The organism is Orlajensenia flava, from assembly GCF_004801905.1.
Lineage (GTDB): Bacteria > Actinomycetota > Actinomycetes > Actinomycetales > Microbacteriaceae > Orlajensenia > Orlajensenia flava.
Genome location: NZ_SSSN01000005.1, coordinates 279,690 through 296,248, shown reverse-complemented (window position 1 = coordinate 296,248; position 16,559 = coordinate 279,690). Strand labels below are relative to the sequence as shown.

The window sequence follows — 16,559 nt, the reverse complement described above, 5'->3', positions numbered from 1 at the left end:
GTCGGAAGATGGACAGCACGCTGGAGTGCATCACCGACTGGATGACGCGCCAGCGGTGGTATGCGAGCAAGGGTCGCGTGCCGGAGTTGCGCCCCATCGGCGAGTGGACCCTTCCGACCCCCGAGCCCGGCGTGCGTGTGCACACCCTGCTGCTGATGGATGACGCCTCCCGCCCCGCCACGCTCTATCAGGTGCCGGTCACCCGCCGCCAGACGCTGCTGCCCGGCGCTGGCCACCGGCTCATCGGACGCGTCGCCTCGGGCGGCTACCTCTATGACGGCGCTCACGACCCCGCCTACGCGGCTGCATTACTCGAGATGATCCTCGACGGCACCGAATCGATTGGCGGCGAGTCGACCGGCGCCGAGTCGAACGGTGGCGGCTCGACTGCCGACATCGCGTCGGCGACCGGTTCCCGCTCGTCGCGGGCCGGCGACCGCAGCGCTCGAGGCGCGCGCGCCCGCGTGCTCGAGGGCGAGCAGTCCAACACCTCGATCATCTACGAGGCGACGGATGGCGGTGCGCCCATCATCGTCAAGGTGTTCCGCCAGCTGCATCACGGCGACAACCCCGACGTCACCCTGCAGACCGCGCTCGCGGAAGCGGCTTCCACCCACGTCCCGCCGAGCGTCGGGGCCGTCGTGGGCGAGTGGGCCGATGTCGGGCGCGCCGGTGGACGGGCGCGCGGGCACCTCGCGTTCGCCCAGGAGTTCCTGCCGGGCGTCGAGGACGCCTGGCGGGTGGCGCTGCGATCGGCAGCGGACGGCACCTCGTTCGACGAGGAGGCCCAGTCGATCGGCCGGGCCACCGCCGAGGTGCATCATGCACTCGCGGACCTGTTCGAGACGAATCCGGCGACCCCTGGCGACATCGCCGGAGTGGTGTTCGGGTGGCACGAGCGGCTCGCGGCAGCGGCATCCGAGATTCCCGCGTTGCGCGAGCATCGTCCCGCGATCGAGGCGGCGTACGACCGGGCGCAGGCGATGGAGTGGCCGCCGTTGCAGCGCGTGCACGGCGACCTGCACCTGGGCCAGGTGCTCTCGGCCCCGGGACGCGACTGGATGCTCATCGACTTCGAGGGCGAACCGCTTCGCCCCATGGCCGATCGCGTGCGACCAGACGTCGTGCTGCGCGATGTCGCCGGAATGCTGCGCTCCTTCGACTATGTCGCCGGGTCGGTGGGCAGGGAGCATCCGTCCCGTCCTGCAGTGGAGGTGGCCGCGTGGGCGACGGATTCGCGGCAGGCGTTCCTGCGCGGATACGCCGATGCCGCCCGCGTCGACCTCCGCGCCCACCGCACGGTGCGCGACGCGTTCGAGCTCGACAAGGCGGTCTACGAGGCGCTCTACGAGCAGCGCAATCGCCAGGACTGGCTGCCCATCCCGCTGCTCGGCATCGTGCGCGTCCTCGGTCGTTCGGCCGTCGTGGGATCGGTCGGGACGCAGGCGGACGCCATCCTCGCGCAACTGGACGCAGCGCGCCGGAGCTGAGCGCAACCCCGTTGCCCGTCCGCTGGATCCATCACATGCTGGAGGGGAACGAGGAGGTTCCCATGAGCGACACCGAACGCGACCCCGAGCCGAAGGAAGACGGAGTGGGCGGCGACAAGACCATCCCGTCGGAGCCGGACGGTCTGGCCGCAGGACTGGGTGAGAAATCGAACTTCAACCCCGAGGAGGACGAGGAGTCCGCCGTCGAGTAGGCGAATCGCTTTCAGCTAGGCGCCTCATCCGTCAAGCGAGGGCGTTCGCAGCGCGACGCCCCGCCTCCGCTGTCCGTGCGATGAAGTCGGACAGTACGGCGAGTTCGTCATCCGAATAGCGGGAGCAGATGTCGTCGAGCGACGAGTTCATCCCCGAGAACAGGCCGTAGACCTCGCCGGCGCGATTCTTCGCGGCACGGATGACGCTGGCACGCCGGTCGGCGGGGTCGCGATCCCGTTCGATCCAGCCGCCGTGGTCGAGCCGGTCGAGCACACCTGTCATCGTCGCCGGGTGTAGGCCGAGCGAGCGCGCCAAGGCGCTGGGACCGGTCGGACCGTCGCGCACGAGCAGGTCGAGGCATTCGAGGTCGATGTCCTTGAGGCCCGCTTTCCCGCTCACCCGGCGGTTGAGGCTGGTGAGCTCCCCGTTGAGATGCCGCAGGGAGTCTTTCACCGCGAGCACGGCACGGCGACGGTCAGCGGATGTGCCATTCCATACGGAATTCATATAGTATCTTTCTCGTATATTACTGAACGCTGACTACATGGTAGCGGCCAAGGCGTCGGGAGAGTCCATGCGCATCATCGTCTTCGGAGCGAACGGTCCGACCGGTCGACTCCTCACTCGTCGGGCGCTCGACGCCGGCCACACCGTCACCGCGGTCACCCGGCAGCCCGACGCGTTCGACATCTCGGGAGGCGCCCTCACCGTCCAGCGTGCCGACGTGCACGACGCCGCAGCGGTGTCCCGCGTGATGGCAGGCCATGACGTCGTGCTCTCGAGCCTCGGCGTGCCGTACGGCCGGCATCCCATCGACGTGTACTCCTCCGGGGCGGCCAAAATGTTGTCTGCGATGACCGAGCACGGCATCCGTCGATTCGCGTGCGTCAGTTCGAGCGCGACCGTGCCGAACCCGAACGCCGATGAGGGATTCTTCTTCGGGCGTGTGCTGCAGCCGTTCATCACGAAGACGCTCGGCAAGACGCTCTACGCCGACATGGCACGCATGGAGCAGCTGGTGATGGCCAGCGACACCGACTGGACCATCGTGCGTCCGTCGGGCCTGTTCGATGCGGAGATCGTGAGCGACTACCGCGTTTCGGCCGAGCCACTACCCGGGCGTTTCACCTCGGGCCGACCTCGCCGACCTGCTGCTGCGCCAAGCCACCGACGACACCTATACGCGCTCTCCCGTCTCGCTCATCACCGATGACGGGGCGCCCAGCGTGCGCGAGCTCATCCTGCGCGAGGCGTTCGGCCGGGAGACCGCCTCGCGCTGACGGATGGCGACGCGCCCAGCGTTCTCACAGCCCGTTCCGCATCCGATGCCGCAGAGTTGAGGTCCGGCCGGCGGACCTCGCGGGCCGGATCGCACGCCAGCAGGAGGCACGATGTCGGCATCCGTCGTTCTCGACATCATCGTCGTGCTGCTGCTCATCGGAGCGGCCATCTCGGGATGGCGCAGTGGATTCCTCCGCAGCGTGTTCAGCGCCGCTGGTCTCGTCGCGGGCGGGGTGGCGGCGTACCTGCTCATTCCCGTGCTGGCGACATGGGCCCCGACGGCCGACTGGCGTCCGCTCTTCGTCATCGGCGGCGGCCTGGTGCTGCTCGTCCTCGGGCAGACGGTGGGCGCGCTGCTCGGTCGTCTGCTGAGCCGGGGCGTCCGCGCGATCCACCTCTCGGCAATCGATCGCACGGCCGGACTCGCCACCAGCACCGTCGTGGTCGCCCTCGTCCTGGGAACGGTCGCTGGTGGGGTCAGCAGCCTCGGGGCGCCGATCGTGACCCAGGCGATCGCGGGCAGCGCGACACTCGGCACGATCGACCGACTCACCCCCGACCCGGCCAAGGCGTTCCTGGCCAGCGTGCGGGCGTCGGCGGTGAATGACGCCGTCCCGTGGGTGCTCGAGAACATCGCGCCGCCGGCGACGGTTCCGCCGGTCGCCGACGTGGACACGTCCTCACCCGCCTTGACCGCCGCCGGAGCATCGGTCGTGAGGGTGTCTGGCAACGCCTACCAGTGCGGCGTCGGCATCACCGGCAGCGGATTCGTCATCGCCGACGACCGCATCGTCACGAACGCGCACGTCGTCGCGGGTGTCACCGACCCGGTCGTCGAGGCACCGGGCGAGCGGCCGCACGACGCGACCGTGGTCTACTTCGACCCGGCGAAGGACCTCGCCGTGCTCGATGTGCCCGGACTCGACGCGCCACCACTCCGCATCGGAGGCGCCCTTCCCACGGGGAGCGCCGCCGCGGTGCAGGGGTACCCGTTCGGCGGCCCGTTCGTGTCGCTGCCGGCGACCGTGGCTGAGACCTCGACCATCGCCGACGCGACCGGATCCGGCACCCGCGAGGTGTACGCACTCGCTGCCACCATCAACCAGGGCGACTCGGGCGGCCCGCTGCTCTCGACGGATGGCGCGGTCGCGGGTGTCGTGTTCGCCAAGTCCGCGACGGTGAGCGGGGTGGGCTACGCGCTCACCCTCGCCGAGCTCGCCCCGGTCGCCGCCCAGGCTCCATCACTGTCAGCCACGGTCTCGTCGGGCGCCTGCGCCGCCTGACGCGCGCTCTCTCCCCCAGAACGCAGGATGAGACCGGCGTTGGCTGCGATATGCGTCCATCGCCGCTCTCATCCTGCGTTCGTTCGAGACCTCAGCCGATCTCGGCTCGGGTCGGCAGATCGGCGCCCGCCCGCGAGACCGTCACGGCCGCCGCGCGGGAGGCCCGCCGCCCGATGCGCTCGACCGCGTCTCGGGTGAGGCCGTCCGTACCCTCGGCCAGGATCGAGTCGATCAGCGAGGCCATGTAGGTGTCGCCCGCCCCGATCGTGTCGACCACGTCCACCGCCGTGACCGGCACCTCCACGGCGAAATCGCCAGCCGCGAGCATCGAGCCCGCTCCGCCTAGCGTGATCGCCGCCAGGCGCGGGCCGAGGGCGAGGATCCGTTCGAGCACCTCCGCCGGCCCGGCACCCGGGTAGAGCCACTCGGCGTCCTCGTCGCTCAGCTTGACCACCGACGCGAGCCGAGCCGTCTGCTCGAACACCGGCAGCGCCTGCTCGCGGGATCCGATGAGCGCCGGACGGACGTTGGGGTCGAACGTGATCTCGTCCGCGCCGACGCTGGCCAGGTGCTCGCGCACCGCAACCGCTCCGGGTGCCAGGAACGCCGCGATGGAACCGGTGTGCACGATGCGCGGATGCACGGGCAGCACGGCTGACGACAGCCGCCACGTGACGTCGAACTGGTAGCTCGCTGAGCCATCGGCCGCGAGCGTGGCGATGGCAGTCGAGGTCGCGGCATCCGAATACGAGCGCTCGAGCACGTCCACGCCCGAATCCGCCAGGTGCTCGGCGATCGCCGTGCCGCGCGCGTCGCGCCCGATGCATGTGAGCAGCGAGACGTCGACGCCGAGGCGCCCGAGGCCGAGCGCCACGTTCGCCGGGCTGCCGCCCACGTGCTCCGCGTCGCCCCCGGGCGAGCGCACCACGTCGATGAGCGCCTCGCCGATCACGAGCACATCGACGGCGTCCATCACGCGGGGCTGGCTCATGGCGGGCTCGGTCATGGGGGCTCCGATCGACGGGACGGACTGTGAACACCGTACCCACCCGAACTGGGTGACGCAGTGCGGGGCGACGCTGATTAGCGTGTCTACGACCCCGAGAGGATTCGATGACCGCGATCGACGACGACCCGGCGCCATCGGCAACGCTCATCGGCCGCCCCGCCGGCTCCGCCGTCATCGTGCGCTGCCTCGCCGAGCAGGCCCACGAGCCCAGCCGTCGCATGCTGCAGCGTGTGTTCGGCGTCGATCCGCTCGGGGCGGATGCGCGCAGTTGGTACGCCGGCGCCCTCGGCGAGCTGCGGGTGGCCCGCCGGCTCAGCCGGCTCGGCGACGGATGGCGAGTGCTTCACGCCGTTCCCGTCGGGTCGGGGGAGAGCGACATAGACCACGTGGTCGTGGGACCCGCCGGGGTGTTCACCATCAACACGAAGCACCACGACGGAGCCCGGGTGTGGGTGGGCGCCAGGCGCATTCTCGTGAACGGCCAGCCGACCGACCACGTCCGCAACGCCGCACACGAGTCCGCTCGTGCCACCCGGCTCCTCCGCGAAGCACTCGGCGAGAACGTGCCGGTTCGCAGCGCGATCGTCATCGTCGGCGCGCGCGAGCTCACCATCCAGCGGCAGCCGGCCACCGTCGAGGTGATGACCGACCAGCGCCTGCTCTCCTGGCTGCGGACGCGTCGCGCCACGACCATCGATGTCGACGCGGTCGCCGCCGTGGTCTCTCGGCCGGACACCTGGCACGCGTCGGGCGTCGACGCGATCGCCCACCCCGACCTCGACGGATTCACGGCCTTGCGCGACGAGGTGGATCAGGCTCACGCCATCCGCTCGCTCTGGATCGCCGCAACCGGATTCGGAGCCGCTGGCCGGCCATGGGAAGTCTGTTCGGCTGGTAGGACGCGGCTCGTCTGGCCCGACGCGAGTCGTCGCGGGAGCGCTGCTGGTCTGGCCCGACCCGCGCTCGATAGCCTGATGGCATGACCACCGACGCCTCCGCCCTGCCCGTAGACCAGCGCGCCGTCGATGCCCTCGCGGCATCCGGCCTGCGCTACGGGCTACTCGACACGAGCGACCGGGCGGCCTTCGAGGCCTGGTTCGCCGCCGATGCACGCGGGTTCGCCGAGTCGCGCATCAGCGAATCCGTGATGGCCTCGAACGTGGAGCACCTCGCTGTCAATCGCACGACGGGAGTGTGGGACGACAGCATCCCCAACGCCGAGGTTCCCGTCGCGACGGTGAACTCCTGGGTGACCGAACTCACGGTGCCCGGCCCGGTCGTCGCTCCCGCGTGGGCGGTGAGCTCCGTGACCGTCGCGCCGACGCACCGACGTCGGGGCGTCGCGCGCGCCATGATGGAGGCCGAGCTGCGGGTCGCCCACTCGGCCGGGGTGCCGATGGCGATCCTCACGGCGAGCGAGGCGACGCTGTACTCGCGGTACGGATACGCTCCCGCGACGTCGGCCGCATCCGTCGAGGTCGACCGGCGGCGGGTCAGCTGGGCCGCACCGGTTCCGAGCGGGCGTGTGCACTTCGTCGAGGCGGCCGACCTGCTTCCCGATGCCATTGCCATCAGCGCGCGAGCCGTTCGGCGCTCGCCCGGGGAGGTCGCCCGGTGGACCGGCTTCTTCCCGCGCTACCTCGCGCTGAACAAACCCGGGTCGGATGTCGCGCGTGCCCTCCGCACGGTCCGATACGACGACGCCGACGGGGTGGCGCAGGGCTGGGCGGCGTACCACATCGACGAGAAGGGGCCGGAGACCCGCGTCCTCATGGTCGACGTGCGCGAAGCCGCGACCGATGATGCCGCGCGCGGCCTGTGGCGATTCCTCCTCGAGCACGACTTCGTCACCAGCATCCACGCGGACCTGCGCTCGATCGATGAGCCGTTGAAGTGGCTGGTCGACGATGCCAGAGGCGTGCGCTGGATGCACGTGAGCGACCACCTCTGGGTGCGCATCCTCGACACCGCGGCTGCTCTCGAGGCACGCCGGTACGAGACGCCCGGCGCACTGGAGCTCGTAGTCGATGACCCGCTCGGATTCGCGAACGGACGCTTCCTGCTGGACATCGCGGCCGGAGGGCGCGCATCCGTCACCGCTCTGGATGACGAGTCCGAGCCGACCGCTCCAGTGCTGCGCCTGAGCGTGAACGACCTCGGGGCGATCTACCTCGGGGGTTACCGACCCAGCATGCTCGCGGCGGCGGGGCGCATCGAGGCGGACGATGCCGCCATCCGCCTCGCCGACCGCCTGTTCGCCGCTGAGCGCACCCCGCACCTCAGCATCTGGTTCTGAGGCTCAGCTGCGCGGATAGGTGTAGAAGCCCTCGCCCGTCGCGACGCCCAGCTTGCCCTGGTCGATGAAGTTCTCCTTGAGGAAGGCGGCGAACTTCTGCTGCTTCGGTCCGCCGTTCCGCGAGATGTTGTACGCCGTGGTGAGCCCGACGACGTCGTAGATCTCGAAGGGACCGGCCGGCGCGCCCGTGCCGATCTTCCAGGTCTTGTCGATGGTCTCCGGGTCGGCGACGCCATCCACGAGCAGGTCGCTCGCGGCGGTCATGAACGGCACGAGCAGGGAGTTGAGCACGTAGCCGGCCTTCTCCTTATGCACCTCGATGGGCACCATGCCGATGGCGCCGGCGAAGTCGACGAGCTGCGCGAACACGGCGGGATCGGTCTGCGGGCTGCCCATGATCTCGGCGACGTTGTGCAGCCAGATGTGGTTGGCGAAGTGCATGGCGAGAAACTTGTCCGGCCGGCCGGTGTAGTCCGCGATCGCGCTCGGCAGCAGGGTCGAGGAGTTGGTGGCGAAGATGGTCTTCTCGGGCGCGACCTCGGCGAGCCGGCCGTAGGTCTCGCGCTTGACGGCGATGTCCTCGGGCACGGCCTCGATGACGAGGTCGGCATCCTTGACGGCGTCGGCGAGATCACTGGAGTAACGGATGCGGGTCAGCGCGTCATCCGCCTTGCCGTCGCCCGCCCCCTTCACGTGCTTCGCATAGGTGGTGGCGAGCGCGGCGAAGCGCTTCTTCGCGCCCTCGAGCAACTCGTCGCTGATGTCGTAGGCGACCACGTCGAAGTCGCTGAACGCGGTCTGGTAGGCGATCTGCGAGCCGAGCACTCCGGTGCCGAGCACGGTGACGCTGGTGAATTCAGTCATGGTTTCCTTCGTTGGGTGATGTCTTGGCTTGTCGTTTGTTGCGGGTCCGTCGGCTGCCAGCGCAGCCTCACGTCGGGTTCGTGCTCCTCGTTGTCTGCCCCGTCGGTGAGGGCGACCTCGATGAATCCCCGACTCGCGTAGAAGGCACGCGCGGCGGTGTTGACCTGGAACGTCCACAGCACCAGGCCCCCGGGCGCCTCGATGCGCGCCCGCTCGACGAGACGGGTGCCGATGCCTTGGCTGAATCGCTCGGGCACGACGTAGAGCTGGTCGAGCTCCGTGCATCCGTCTCCGTCGACGCCTCCGAGCGCCATCATTCCGAGGATCGCGTCGGCTCCTGCGTCGGCGGCCGCGTGGGCGCTTCCGTCGACGCTCGTGTCGGCGCTCGCCTCTGCGCTCGTGTCGGCGCTCACCTCTGCGCTCGTGCGGGCGCTCGTGTCGACCGCGACCCATACGGCCGAATCCGGCAGGAGGACCTCCCTCACCCACCGCCGCACGTCGTCATTCGAGTGCGCGCGGGCGACCGTCGGCAGCGCTGCAGAGAACGAACGCAACCACACGTCGGCGACCCCTGCGGCATCGCCGGGCTGCGCGGGCCGGATCTCGATCCGCTCTCTCTCGCCCATACGACCATGCTGCCATCGGCGGACACGGTCGGGTGCCTGCCGCACTGGTTCGCGTGGCCACGCGCCGACCGGGTTTCCGTCTTTCGAGTGTCGGTGGGGACGGCTAGCGTCGATTGCATGAGCGAAGATGCGATGGTCGAGGGTGCGGCAGCTGACGGGGCATCGAATGCCGGTGCTGTCACGAGCACGGAGATGGTGCGAGGGACCACCGGCAATGGGGTTCCCTACGTCGCTCGGCGCGGAGACTCCCCCGGCGCCCCGGTGATCGCCGCATGGCACCTTCTCGACCCCCCGCGCTCCGAGGCCGCTTTCGCGGCGGCGCTGCCGCTCGATGGTCTCGACGCGACCGTGATCTACTTCGGGCTGCCGCTCAACGGAGAACGGATGCCGGCCGGAGGTATGGACGCCATCATGCAGCTGGCCTCCGAAGATCCCGTCACCCGATTGTTCGAGCCCATCTGCCTGGGCGCGATCGCCGAGTTCCCGCAGGCGTTCTCCGACGCGCGCGAGCACCTCGGCGTCGACCCGTCTGCGCCGGTCGGCCTCCTGGGCGGCTCGGCCGGCTCGGCGGTAGCCGCGGGAGTGCTGGCGAGCGGCGCATCCGAGGCCCGCGCCGTCGTGCTGGTCAGTCCCATGCTTCAGCTCGAGCCGAACATCGAGCAGATGTCCGCCTTCTTCGGCCGCGGCGCCTACGACTGGAAGCCACCGGCCCAGGCCGTCGCGACCCAGCTCGACTTCGTTCGGCAGGCTCCCGAAATCGACGCGACGGGCGCGGCCGTTCTCGTCGTCGCCGGAGCGGACGATGAGGAGGGGTTTCTCTCTCCGGCGCGGGCGTTCGCCGACGCATCGTCCGCCGAGCTGCGCGTGGTGGACGGGGTCGGTCACGCACTGGCCGAGGAGCCCGGCATCGAACCCGCTCCGCAGACGGCAGGGGCTGCGGCGTACGACGCGATCGCCGTCGCGTGGTTCCGTGACCATCTCGCATCGAACCCCAGAGAGGACCGATCATGACCGACACGTTGTTCGATGAGAGCAAGGAGGCGCACCAGACGGCGCTTCGCAAGCTCGACTCCGAGATCATCGGCTGGCTGACGACCGTACGCGCCGACGGAACACCGCACAGCGTCCCCGTCTGGTTCCTCTGGCACGACGGCACGGTCATCGTGCTGAGCGAGCCCCCCACGACGAAGGTCCGCGCCATCCGTCGTGGCTCGCCCGTGCAGTTCCACCTCGAGTCAGGCCCGTTCGGCTCCGAGATCGTGATCCTGACGGGCTCGGCGGTGCTGTCCGACCGCCCGACGACCGAGTGGCTCGACGAGATCGGCGCGGCGTACGGAACCAAGTACGCCGAGGGAATGGTCGACTACGGCATGGATATCGGCCCCATCGCCGAGCAGTTCAGCACGGTCATCGTGATGACGCCGGAGAAGCTCGCCGCCTGGTAACGCTGGCGGGCGCAAGCGGGGTGGCGACTGGCGCGAGCGGGACCGGGCTGGCGACTGGGGCGAGCGCGAGCCGGGGGCGACTGGGGCGAGCGCGAGCCGGGGGCGACTGGGGCGAGCGCGAGAGGCTGGCGAACGGGGTGGCGACTGCGGCAGGCACGAGCGGGGGTGGCGACTGGGGCAAGCACGAGCGGGCTGGCGCGGGCGGATGCGGGCTTCAGCAGGCTTAGGCTGTGCGAACCATGCGTCTTCTGCTCATCCGCCACGGCCAGACCCCGTCGAACGTCCTCGGTCGCCTCGACACCGACGCGCCCGGTCCGGGCCTCACAGAACTGGGCGAGGAGCAGGCGGAAGCGGTCACGGACGCACTCGACGGCCGGTATCCGCAGGCGATCTTCGCATCCCCACTTCTGCGTACCCAGCTGACGGCCGCCCCGCTGGCCCGACACCTCGACCTGCCCATCACAATCCTGCCCGGGCTCCGAGAGGTTGAGGCGGGCGAGCTCGAAGACCGCAGCGACCCGGTGTCCGTGCACCTGTACCTGAGCACGTGCTTCGCGTGGGCGCAGGGCGAGCTCGACGTGCGGATGCCGGGTGCCGCCGATGGCCACGAGTTCTTCGCCCGGTACGACGAGGCGATCGCCGCGATCGTCGCGGCAGCGGATCCGGATGTCGACGTCGCTGCGGCGTTCAGCCACGGCATGGCGATCCGCGTGTGGGCGGCCAACCGCTCCGGCAACATCAGCGACACGTTCGCCTCGACCCACGAGCTGCTGAACACGGGCATGGTCACCCTCGATTCCGTCGACCCCGATGGACCGGACGGTCCTGCGGGCTGGACCCTCGTCGACTGGCATGCCGAGCCCATCTCGGGCGCGGAGCTCGAAGACGTCACCGCGATCGACCCGCTCAGCCGCACCCTGTCGACCGTGCGAGACGCACCCCCGCCGCACCCCACCTCCGTGCCATAACGCGCATCCCGCGTCGAGTCGGTGCCATAACGCGCATCCGCCGCCGCGCCCCACGTCCGGCCCGACCCCACTCCCACCCCCTCAGTGCCATAACGCGCATCCGCTCACGCGCCGGTGCCATAACGCGCATCCGGCCGGCAGCGCGCCCGGATCCGATGCCGCAAGCGTTCGCGTCGACGCTTTGACGCATCCGTGACCGCGCCGCACATCCACTCTCGCCTCGTCGCCATCATCGCACTGCCATAACGCGCATCCCGCCGCGCGTCGGTGCCATAACGCGCATCCGCCGGCACGGCCCCCACATCCGGCCGGACCGCGTTGCCGTCACCGCAGTGCCACAACGCGCATCCGGCCGCGCGTCGGTGCCATAACGCGCATCCGCCGCCGCGACAGCCAGCGCCCGCTCGCGCCCAAACCCACGAGCGCCCGCCCGCGCTCAAACCCACAGCGCGCTCCCAGCCTCGATGGAACAGCATCGACATCCCATCCGTTCTATCCAGTGGCCGCGAACTCCGATAGACCGAGATGAGCGACCGCCAGCCGTCGCAGCCAGCGATGTCGAGAACAGGAGCAGAAAGTGTCACAGGACTACCGCAAGACTCCCGAGGCCGTGAGCGGCCTCACGCCCGCGCAGTACCGGGTCACGCAGGAGGACGCCACCGAGCCCGCCTTCCGCAACGAGTACTGGAACAACCACGACGCCGGAATCTACGTCGATGTGGTGTCGGGGCAACCGCTGTTCGCGTCGACCGACAAGTACGACAGCCACTCCGGATGGCCGAGCTTCACGCGGCCGATCAGCGCCGACGCCGTCACGCAGAAGACCGACCGGACGCTGTGGATGAAGCGCACCGAGGTGCGTTCGAGCGGCGCCGACAGCCACCTCGGTCACGTCTTCGACGATGGGCCGGCCGAGGCGGGAGGCCTACGCTATTGCATGAACTCGGCGGCGATGCGATTCGTCCCCGTCGGCGAGCTCGAGGCGCAGGGATACGGCGACTTCCGCTCGCTGTTCCCGCAGACGATGAACACCACGACCAACACGCAGGAGGACGCATCATGAGCACCGAGACCGCAATTCTCGCCGGAGGCTGCTTCTGGGGCATGGAGGAGCTCGTGCGCACGCGCCCGGGCGTCATCAGCACCCGCGTCGGCTACACCGGCGGCCAGAACGCCAACGCGACCTACCGCAATCACCCCGGCCACGCCGAGGCTCTCGAGATCGTGTTCGACCCCGAGAAGACCAGCTACCGCGACCAGCTGGAGTTCTTCTTCCAGGTGCACGACCCCACTACGCTGAACCGGCAGGGCAACGACATCGGCACGAGCTATCGTTCGGCGATCTTCCCGCAGAGCCCCGAGCAGGAGGCGATCGCGCGCGACACCATCGCGGATGTCGACGCCTCCGGCCTCTGGCCCGGAAAGGTCGCCACGACCATCGAGCCGGCCGCTCCGTTCTGGGAGGCCGAGCCCGAGCACCAGGACTACCTGCAGAAGTACCCCAACGGATACACCTGCCACTTCGTCCGCCCGGGATGGGTGCTGCCCAAGCGCAGCGAGCAGCAGCCCGCGTAGCGCCCTCAGCGTCGTCCCTCAGCGCCACTTCGTCGGTACGCGCGCCAGTTCAACTGGCGCGAACGCCGACGAGGTGGCGCTGAGCCGTCTCCTGGCGCGACTACTCGGCGGCGGAGTCCTCGTCCGCGCTGGGAAGCCCGTCGCCACCCGGTTCGGAGTCGACGTCGGGCGGCGGCGAGATGTTGTACGACGACGACTCCTCCGTGCCCGGATCCGCTGGATCCGTCGTCTCATCGTCCTGACCCGGCGCCTCGGATGCACTGGGCGCGTTGATATCGGACATCTGGTTCTCCCGTCATCGGATGGGTCCAGCATCCGACTGCAGACCGCATCCGGGTAGAGGGTTTCCCCCGCAGCGCCGGGGTGCTACGCGACCGGCACCTGCTGGTGCGATCCCACGAGGCGCAACGAGTCGCCCGTGATCGAGACCAACTCCACGACCGGGCCCGTCAGCCCGGGCAGCAGCGTGCCATCGGGGGGCGGGGCCGCAGCATCGAAACGGATGCCGGTGCCATCCGCCAGAGTGCCGCCGAGGGAGACGACGAGCAGCTCGACGCGGCCGTCCGCACTCATGCGCGACGCGGTGTTCGGCTGGCGACGACCGCCCGCGGCCGGCGCATCGAGCGAGAAATCGGCGATGGACATCTGGTCGGCCGTGATGCGCAGCACAGGAACCGTGCGGCCATCGAGGAGGGTCGCCGTGGTGACACCCACGAACCGTCCCCCTATGAGGCCGAGCGATGACCCGCTGACTTGGGCGGTGGCACCGGGGTAGAGGGCATCAGCGATGACGGGCGGGGCGGGGGTCGCGGCGGCGGTGGCTGCGGCGGCGGCCGGGTCGGTGTCACCCCGCGCGTATCCGCCGGAACCACCTGCCGAACCATGGGTCGTGCCATCGTCGGGACCGCTGGTGGGTGGCGTGAGCGACGATGTCGGCGTGGACGTCGGTGAAGTGGTCGTCGGCACGGACGGCGTCGGCACGGACGGCGTCGGGCCGGGCGTGGAGGTCGGGGTACTAGCGGGTACGGGTTCGCCAGGCGCCCCGGGGTCGGGCGTTGGAGTCGCGTCGCAGCTCGAGCCGGAGCATCCGCCGACATCATCGGCCCGGGCGCTGGGAGCGGCGAGCCCCGACGTCAGGATGCCCGACACGATCACGGCGGCGAGCAACGTCAGGGTGAGCGATCCGGCGCGGGCCGGCAGCGGAGCCGGGATCGTGCCGGATGCGGGCGCGGGTGTGGCGGCGCCGGTGTCAGCCGGCGCTGCGGGAAAAGGGGGCGGCTCCGGTGCGGAGCTCAGGGCGCCGGTCACGACGGACAGGTCGTCGGCGTGCGCGAGGTCGTCGGCCGATGCAGCTGTAACAGGCCTCACGCGATCGCGGCGCATCCCGACGTCGGCCGAACGGTCGGCACTCGCCTTGACCGTGCGATCATCGCTCGCCTGCTCAACTTCGCCCGTCGCGCCAGCCCCCGCATCCACCGGGACGCCCGCCTCGAGGGCGCCCTCGGGAACGCCAGCGCGATCATCGCTCGCCTCTGCGACTCCGCCCGACGCACCCGCACCATCGAGAACATCGTCATCGCGTTGGGGTGCCCACGTCACGACGACGATGCCACCGGCCACGCCGAGGAGCATCCCGACGAGGAATCCGCCCAAGTTCACCGCGACGAGTGAGTAGATGGCGACGACGAGCGTGAGAATGCCGTAGAACAAGCGCTGCGACGGCGACACGATCGCCAGCACTCCGAGCACGACGAGCGTGATCGGGAGGATGGTGGCCTGCATGCCCTCGATGCCCACCTGGATGTGGAGGTTGCCCAGATCGAGCTGCGTCGAGAAGAACATCTCGATGCCGGCGAGCACGACGAGGATGCCGCCGATGAGAGGTCGGGTGACCATCCAGCTGTCGAATCGCGACGGGGCCGGGGGTGTTGCACTGGCGGCGGGCCTGGCAGTGCCGGCGTGGTGGTCGATGCTCAAATCAGGTACTCCTAGGTGGATCAGGATGGGGCGCCGGCCGATCGATGACGTGCATCGATCGGCCGACGACTCAGCTGAGTGCTAGAAGCACTCGGTCCCGTTGGTCAGCTGCAGGTGCAGGCCGTTGAGGGCGAAGGTTCCGGCCTGCGTGCTCCATGCGGTCTGCTTGAGTCCAACGATCTTGAGCGCATCCGCGTCCTGGGCGAAGCCGCCCGCCTCGCCCTTCGCGGTCGTGTTGACCGTCGAGGCGTCCACGCCGATGCGGATGTTGGTGAAGGTGGCGTCACCTTGGAGGTCGGTCATGCCGAGCTGGAGGTCGGATGCCGTTGCGGGCTTTCCGCCGCCGCCGGCCTGGATGAGGATGCCGAGCTTGCCGAGCGGGGTGTCGCTGACGACCGACTGGCACAGGTCGGCGAGGGTCGCGCTCTTGATGTTCGCGATGGCGACGGCGTGGGGCTTGCCCGTCTTCTCGAGCGCGACGCCCGAGTACTGCGAGAACCCGGTGCCGTTCAGCTCCGATGCGCCGATCTTGAACTGGCTGCCCGAGACCGCGAACGAGACCGGGACGGCGCCGTTCGCGACGCCGGCGCCGAGCACGCTGAGCGCGAGCGCGACGGGAACGGCCGTCAGCAGGACTCGTCCTGCGCGGGAGCCCGTGAGCGAGCTGAACTTCATAGATCCTCCTTGATTGATGACACGTGGTGCGGGTGGGCCGATCAGCCGTCGCCCGTGCGCACCGACCATGTTCGATGGAGGCCGGAGCACGACGGCGGCGTCGTGCGATGGAGAGATTACGAGACTATTGACTGCGCGTCAATTACTACTGATATTCAGTCAGTAACGAACTGGTGACGATCCGAGCTCGCATCCGGCGCGTCGTGCTCCGCGCCGCCCGTAGGCTCGATTCATGGCAGAGGAACGGCGCACGCGGTTGTCGCCCGACGAGCGCCGGGCGCAGCTGGTCGCACTCGGCGTCGCCGCCCTGGCCGACCGCCCGCTCGACGAGCTCTCCCTCGACGACCTCGCCGCCCAGGCCGGCGTCTCTCGCGGCCTGCTGTTCTACTACTTCGAGTCCAAGCAGGGCTTCCACCGCGAGGTCGTGCGCACGGCACGCGACGCCATGCTGCGTGCCACGGAGCCGGCGACGGATCTCCCGCCGCTCGAGCGCCTGCACGACACACTCGAACGCATCGTGCGCTTCGTGCGCGAGCACCGCGGCACCTTCTTCTCCCTCGTCCGCGGTGCAGCGAGCGGCGACCTGCGCGTGCAGGAGGTCGTCGAGCAGGCCCGGTCGCTCCAGACCGAGCGCATCGTCACCGTCCTCGGCGAGATGGGGGTCGCGGAGTCTCCGACCCTGCGAATGGCGCTCCGCTCCTGGGTGGCCTTCGCCGAGCAGTACCTCGTCGAGGCGGCCGTCGGCACCGAGGTGTCGGAGGATGACGTCGTCGCCCTCCTGGAGCGCACCGCACTGCTCGTCGTCACCGCCGCCGACCCGGAGTCGGCGCCCCTGCTCCCCGCCTGACCCGAGCAGG

The 16,559-nt window shown here is 69.8% G+C and carries 19 protein-coding genes; 12 read left to right on the top strand and 7 right to left on the bottom strand.

From position 1 onward, the window contains the following. Positions 1 to 8 precede the first annotated feature (8 nt). Positions 9 to 1,490, top strand: coding sequence for a maltokinase N-terminal cap-like domain-containing protein (locus E6C70_RS09175; protein WP_136424228.1), 1,482 nt, complete (start codon positions 9 to 11; stop codon positions 1,488 to 1,490). 62 nt (positions 1,491 to 1,552) lie between these two features. Next, a complete protein-coding gene (locus E6C70_RS16665) occupies positions 1,553 to 1,702 on the top strand; it encodes a hypothetical protein (protein ID WP_168770880.1) in 150 nt (49 codons plus the stop codon). A 31-nt stretch (positions 1,703 to 1,733) separates the two neighbouring features. Here the strand turns inward: E6C70_RS16665 and E6C70_RS09170 are convergent, their stop codons facing one another. After that, a complete protein-coding gene (locus E6C70_RS09170) occupies positions 1,734 to 2,210 on the bottom strand; it encodes a MarR family winged helix-turn-helix transcriptional regulator (protein ID WP_136424227.1) in 477 nt (158 codons plus the stop codon). Between the two features lie 37 nt (positions 2,211 to 2,247). Between E6C70_RS09170 and E6C70_RS09165 the strand changes: the two genes are divergently transcribed. Continuing rightward, on the top strand, positions 2,248 to 2,916 hold the full coding sequence (locus E6C70_RS09165; protein ID WP_207670080.1) for an NAD(P)-dependent oxidoreductase: 669 nt from the start codon (positions 2,248 to 2,250) through the stop codon (positions 2,914 to 2,916). 178 nt (positions 2,917 to 3,094) lie between these two features. Next, positions 3,095 to 4,267: a MarP family serine protease gene (locus tag E6C70_RS09160; RefSeq protein WP_136424226.1), complete on the top strand. Its 1,173-nt coding sequence runs from the start codon at positions 3,095 to 3,097 to the stop codon at positions 4,265 to 4,267. A 91-nt stretch (positions 4,268 to 4,358) separates the two neighbouring features. Here the strand turns inward: E6C70_RS09160 and E6C70_RS09155 are convergent, their stop codons facing one another. Further along, the gene (locus E6C70_RS09155) at positions 4,359 to 5,273 is read right to left on the bottom strand and encodes a carbohydrate kinase family protein (protein WP_235833364.1); all 915 of its coding nucleotides are present in this window, start codon (positions 5,271 to 5,273) and stop codon (positions 4,359 to 4,361) included. 107 nt (positions 5,274 to 5,380) lie between these two features. Between E6C70_RS09155 and E6C70_RS09150 the strand changes: the two genes are divergently transcribed. Further along, complete coding sequence (locus tag E6C70_RS09150; protein WP_136424225.1) at positions 5,381 to 6,259, top strand: nuclease-related domain-containing protein; 879 nt, start codon at positions 5,381 to 5,383, stop codon at positions 6,257 to 6,259. Beyond that, a complete protein-coding gene (locus E6C70_RS09145; RefSeq protein WP_136424224.1) occupies positions 6,256 to 7,572 on the top strand; it encodes a GNAT family N-acetyltransferase in 1,317 nt (438 codons plus the stop codon). Before E6C70_RS09150 ends, E6C70_RS09145 begins: the two co-directional genes overlap by 4 nt. 3 nt (positions 7,573 to 7,575) lie before the next feature. On the opposite strand, the gene E6C70_RS09140 is transcribed toward E6C70_RS09145, so the two are convergent. After that, complete coding sequence (locus tag E6C70_RS09140; RefSeq protein ID WP_136424223.1) at positions 7,576 to 8,436, bottom strand: 3-hydroxyacyl-CoA dehydrogenase; 861 nt, start codon at positions 8,434 to 8,436, stop codon at positions 7,576 to 7,578. Further along, positions 8,433 to 9,062, bottom strand: a complete 630-nt coding sequence (locus E6C70_RS09135; RefSeq protein WP_136424222.1) for a GNAT family N-acetyltransferase — start codon at positions 9,060 to 9,062, stop codon at positions 8,433 to 8,435. The genes E6C70_RS09140 and E6C70_RS09135 overlap by 4 nt, the downstream gene beginning before the upstream one ends. A gap of 117 nt (positions 9,063 to 9,179) precedes the next feature. Between E6C70_RS09135 and E6C70_RS09130 the strand changes: the two genes are divergently transcribed. The 5 genes from E6C70_RS09130 (at position 9,180) to msrA (ending at position 13,050) form a co-directional block, all read left to right on the top strand. Continuing rightward, on the top strand, positions 9,180 to 10,073 hold the full coding sequence (locus E6C70_RS09130) for an alpha/beta hydrolase (protein WP_136424221.1): 894 nt from the start codon (positions 9,180 to 9,182) through the stop codon (positions 10,071 to 10,073). Next, positions 10,070 to 10,507, top strand: a complete 438-nt coding sequence (locus E6C70_RS09125; protein ID WP_136424220.1) for a pyridoxamine 5'-phosphate oxidase family protein — start codon at positions 10,070 to 10,072, stop codon at positions 10,505 to 10,507. The genes E6C70_RS09130 and E6C70_RS09125 overlap by 4 nt, the downstream gene beginning before the upstream one ends. A 239-nt stretch (positions 10,508 to 10,746) precedes the next feature. After that, positions 10,747 to 11,475, top strand: a complete 729-nt coding sequence (locus tag E6C70_RS09120) for a histidine phosphatase family protein (protein ID WP_136424219.1) — start codon at positions 10,747 to 10,749, stop codon at positions 11,473 to 11,475. A 577-nt stretch (positions 11,476 to 12,052) separates the two neighbouring features. Then, positions 12,053 to 12,538, top strand: a complete 486-nt coding sequence (gene msrB, locus E6C70_RS09115) for a peptide-methionine (R)-S-oxide reductase MsrB (RefSeq protein ID WP_136424218.1) — start codon at positions 12,053 to 12,055, stop codon at positions 12,536 to 12,538. Next, on the top strand, positions 12,535 to 13,050 hold the full coding sequence (msrA, locus tag E6C70_RS09110; protein ID WP_136424217.1) for a peptide-methionine (S)-S-oxide reductase MsrA: 516 nt from the start codon (positions 12,535 to 12,537) through the stop codon (positions 13,048 to 13,050). Before msrB ends, msrA begins: the two co-directional genes overlap by 4 nt. A 100-nt stretch (positions 13,051 to 13,150) precedes the next feature. On the opposite strand, the gene E6C70_RS09105 is transcribed toward msrA, so the two are convergent. From E6C70_RS09105 to E6C70_RS09095, 3 genes are all read right to left on the bottom strand, one after another. Beyond that, complete coding sequence (locus E6C70_RS09105; RefSeq protein WP_136424216.1) at positions 13,151 to 13,333, bottom strand: hypothetical protein; 183 nt, start codon at positions 13,331 to 13,333, stop codon at positions 13,151 to 13,153. A gap of 83 nt (positions 13,334 to 13,416) precedes the next feature. Further along, positions 13,417 to 15,027, bottom strand: a complete 1,611-nt coding sequence (locus E6C70_RS09100; RefSeq protein ID WP_136424215.1) for a DUF6114 domain-containing protein — start codon at positions 15,025 to 15,027, stop codon at positions 13,417 to 13,419. Positions 15,028 to 15,108: 81 nt separating this feature from the next. Further along, positions 15,109 to 15,702: a DUF6230 family protein gene (locus tag E6C70_RS09095; RefSeq protein WP_136424214.1), complete on the bottom strand. Its 594-nt coding sequence runs from the start codon at positions 15,700 to 15,702 to the stop codon at positions 15,109 to 15,111. Between the two features lie 232 nt (positions 15,703 to 15,934). Between E6C70_RS09095 and E6C70_RS09090 the strand changes: the two genes are divergently transcribed. Next, on the top strand, positions 15,935 to 16,549 hold the full coding sequence (locus E6C70_RS09090; protein WP_136424213.1) for a TetR/AcrR family transcriptional regulator: 615 nt from the start codon (positions 15,935 to 15,937) through the stop codon (positions 16,547 to 16,549). The last annotated feature ends 10 nt before the right edge of the window (positions 16,550 to 16,559 follow it).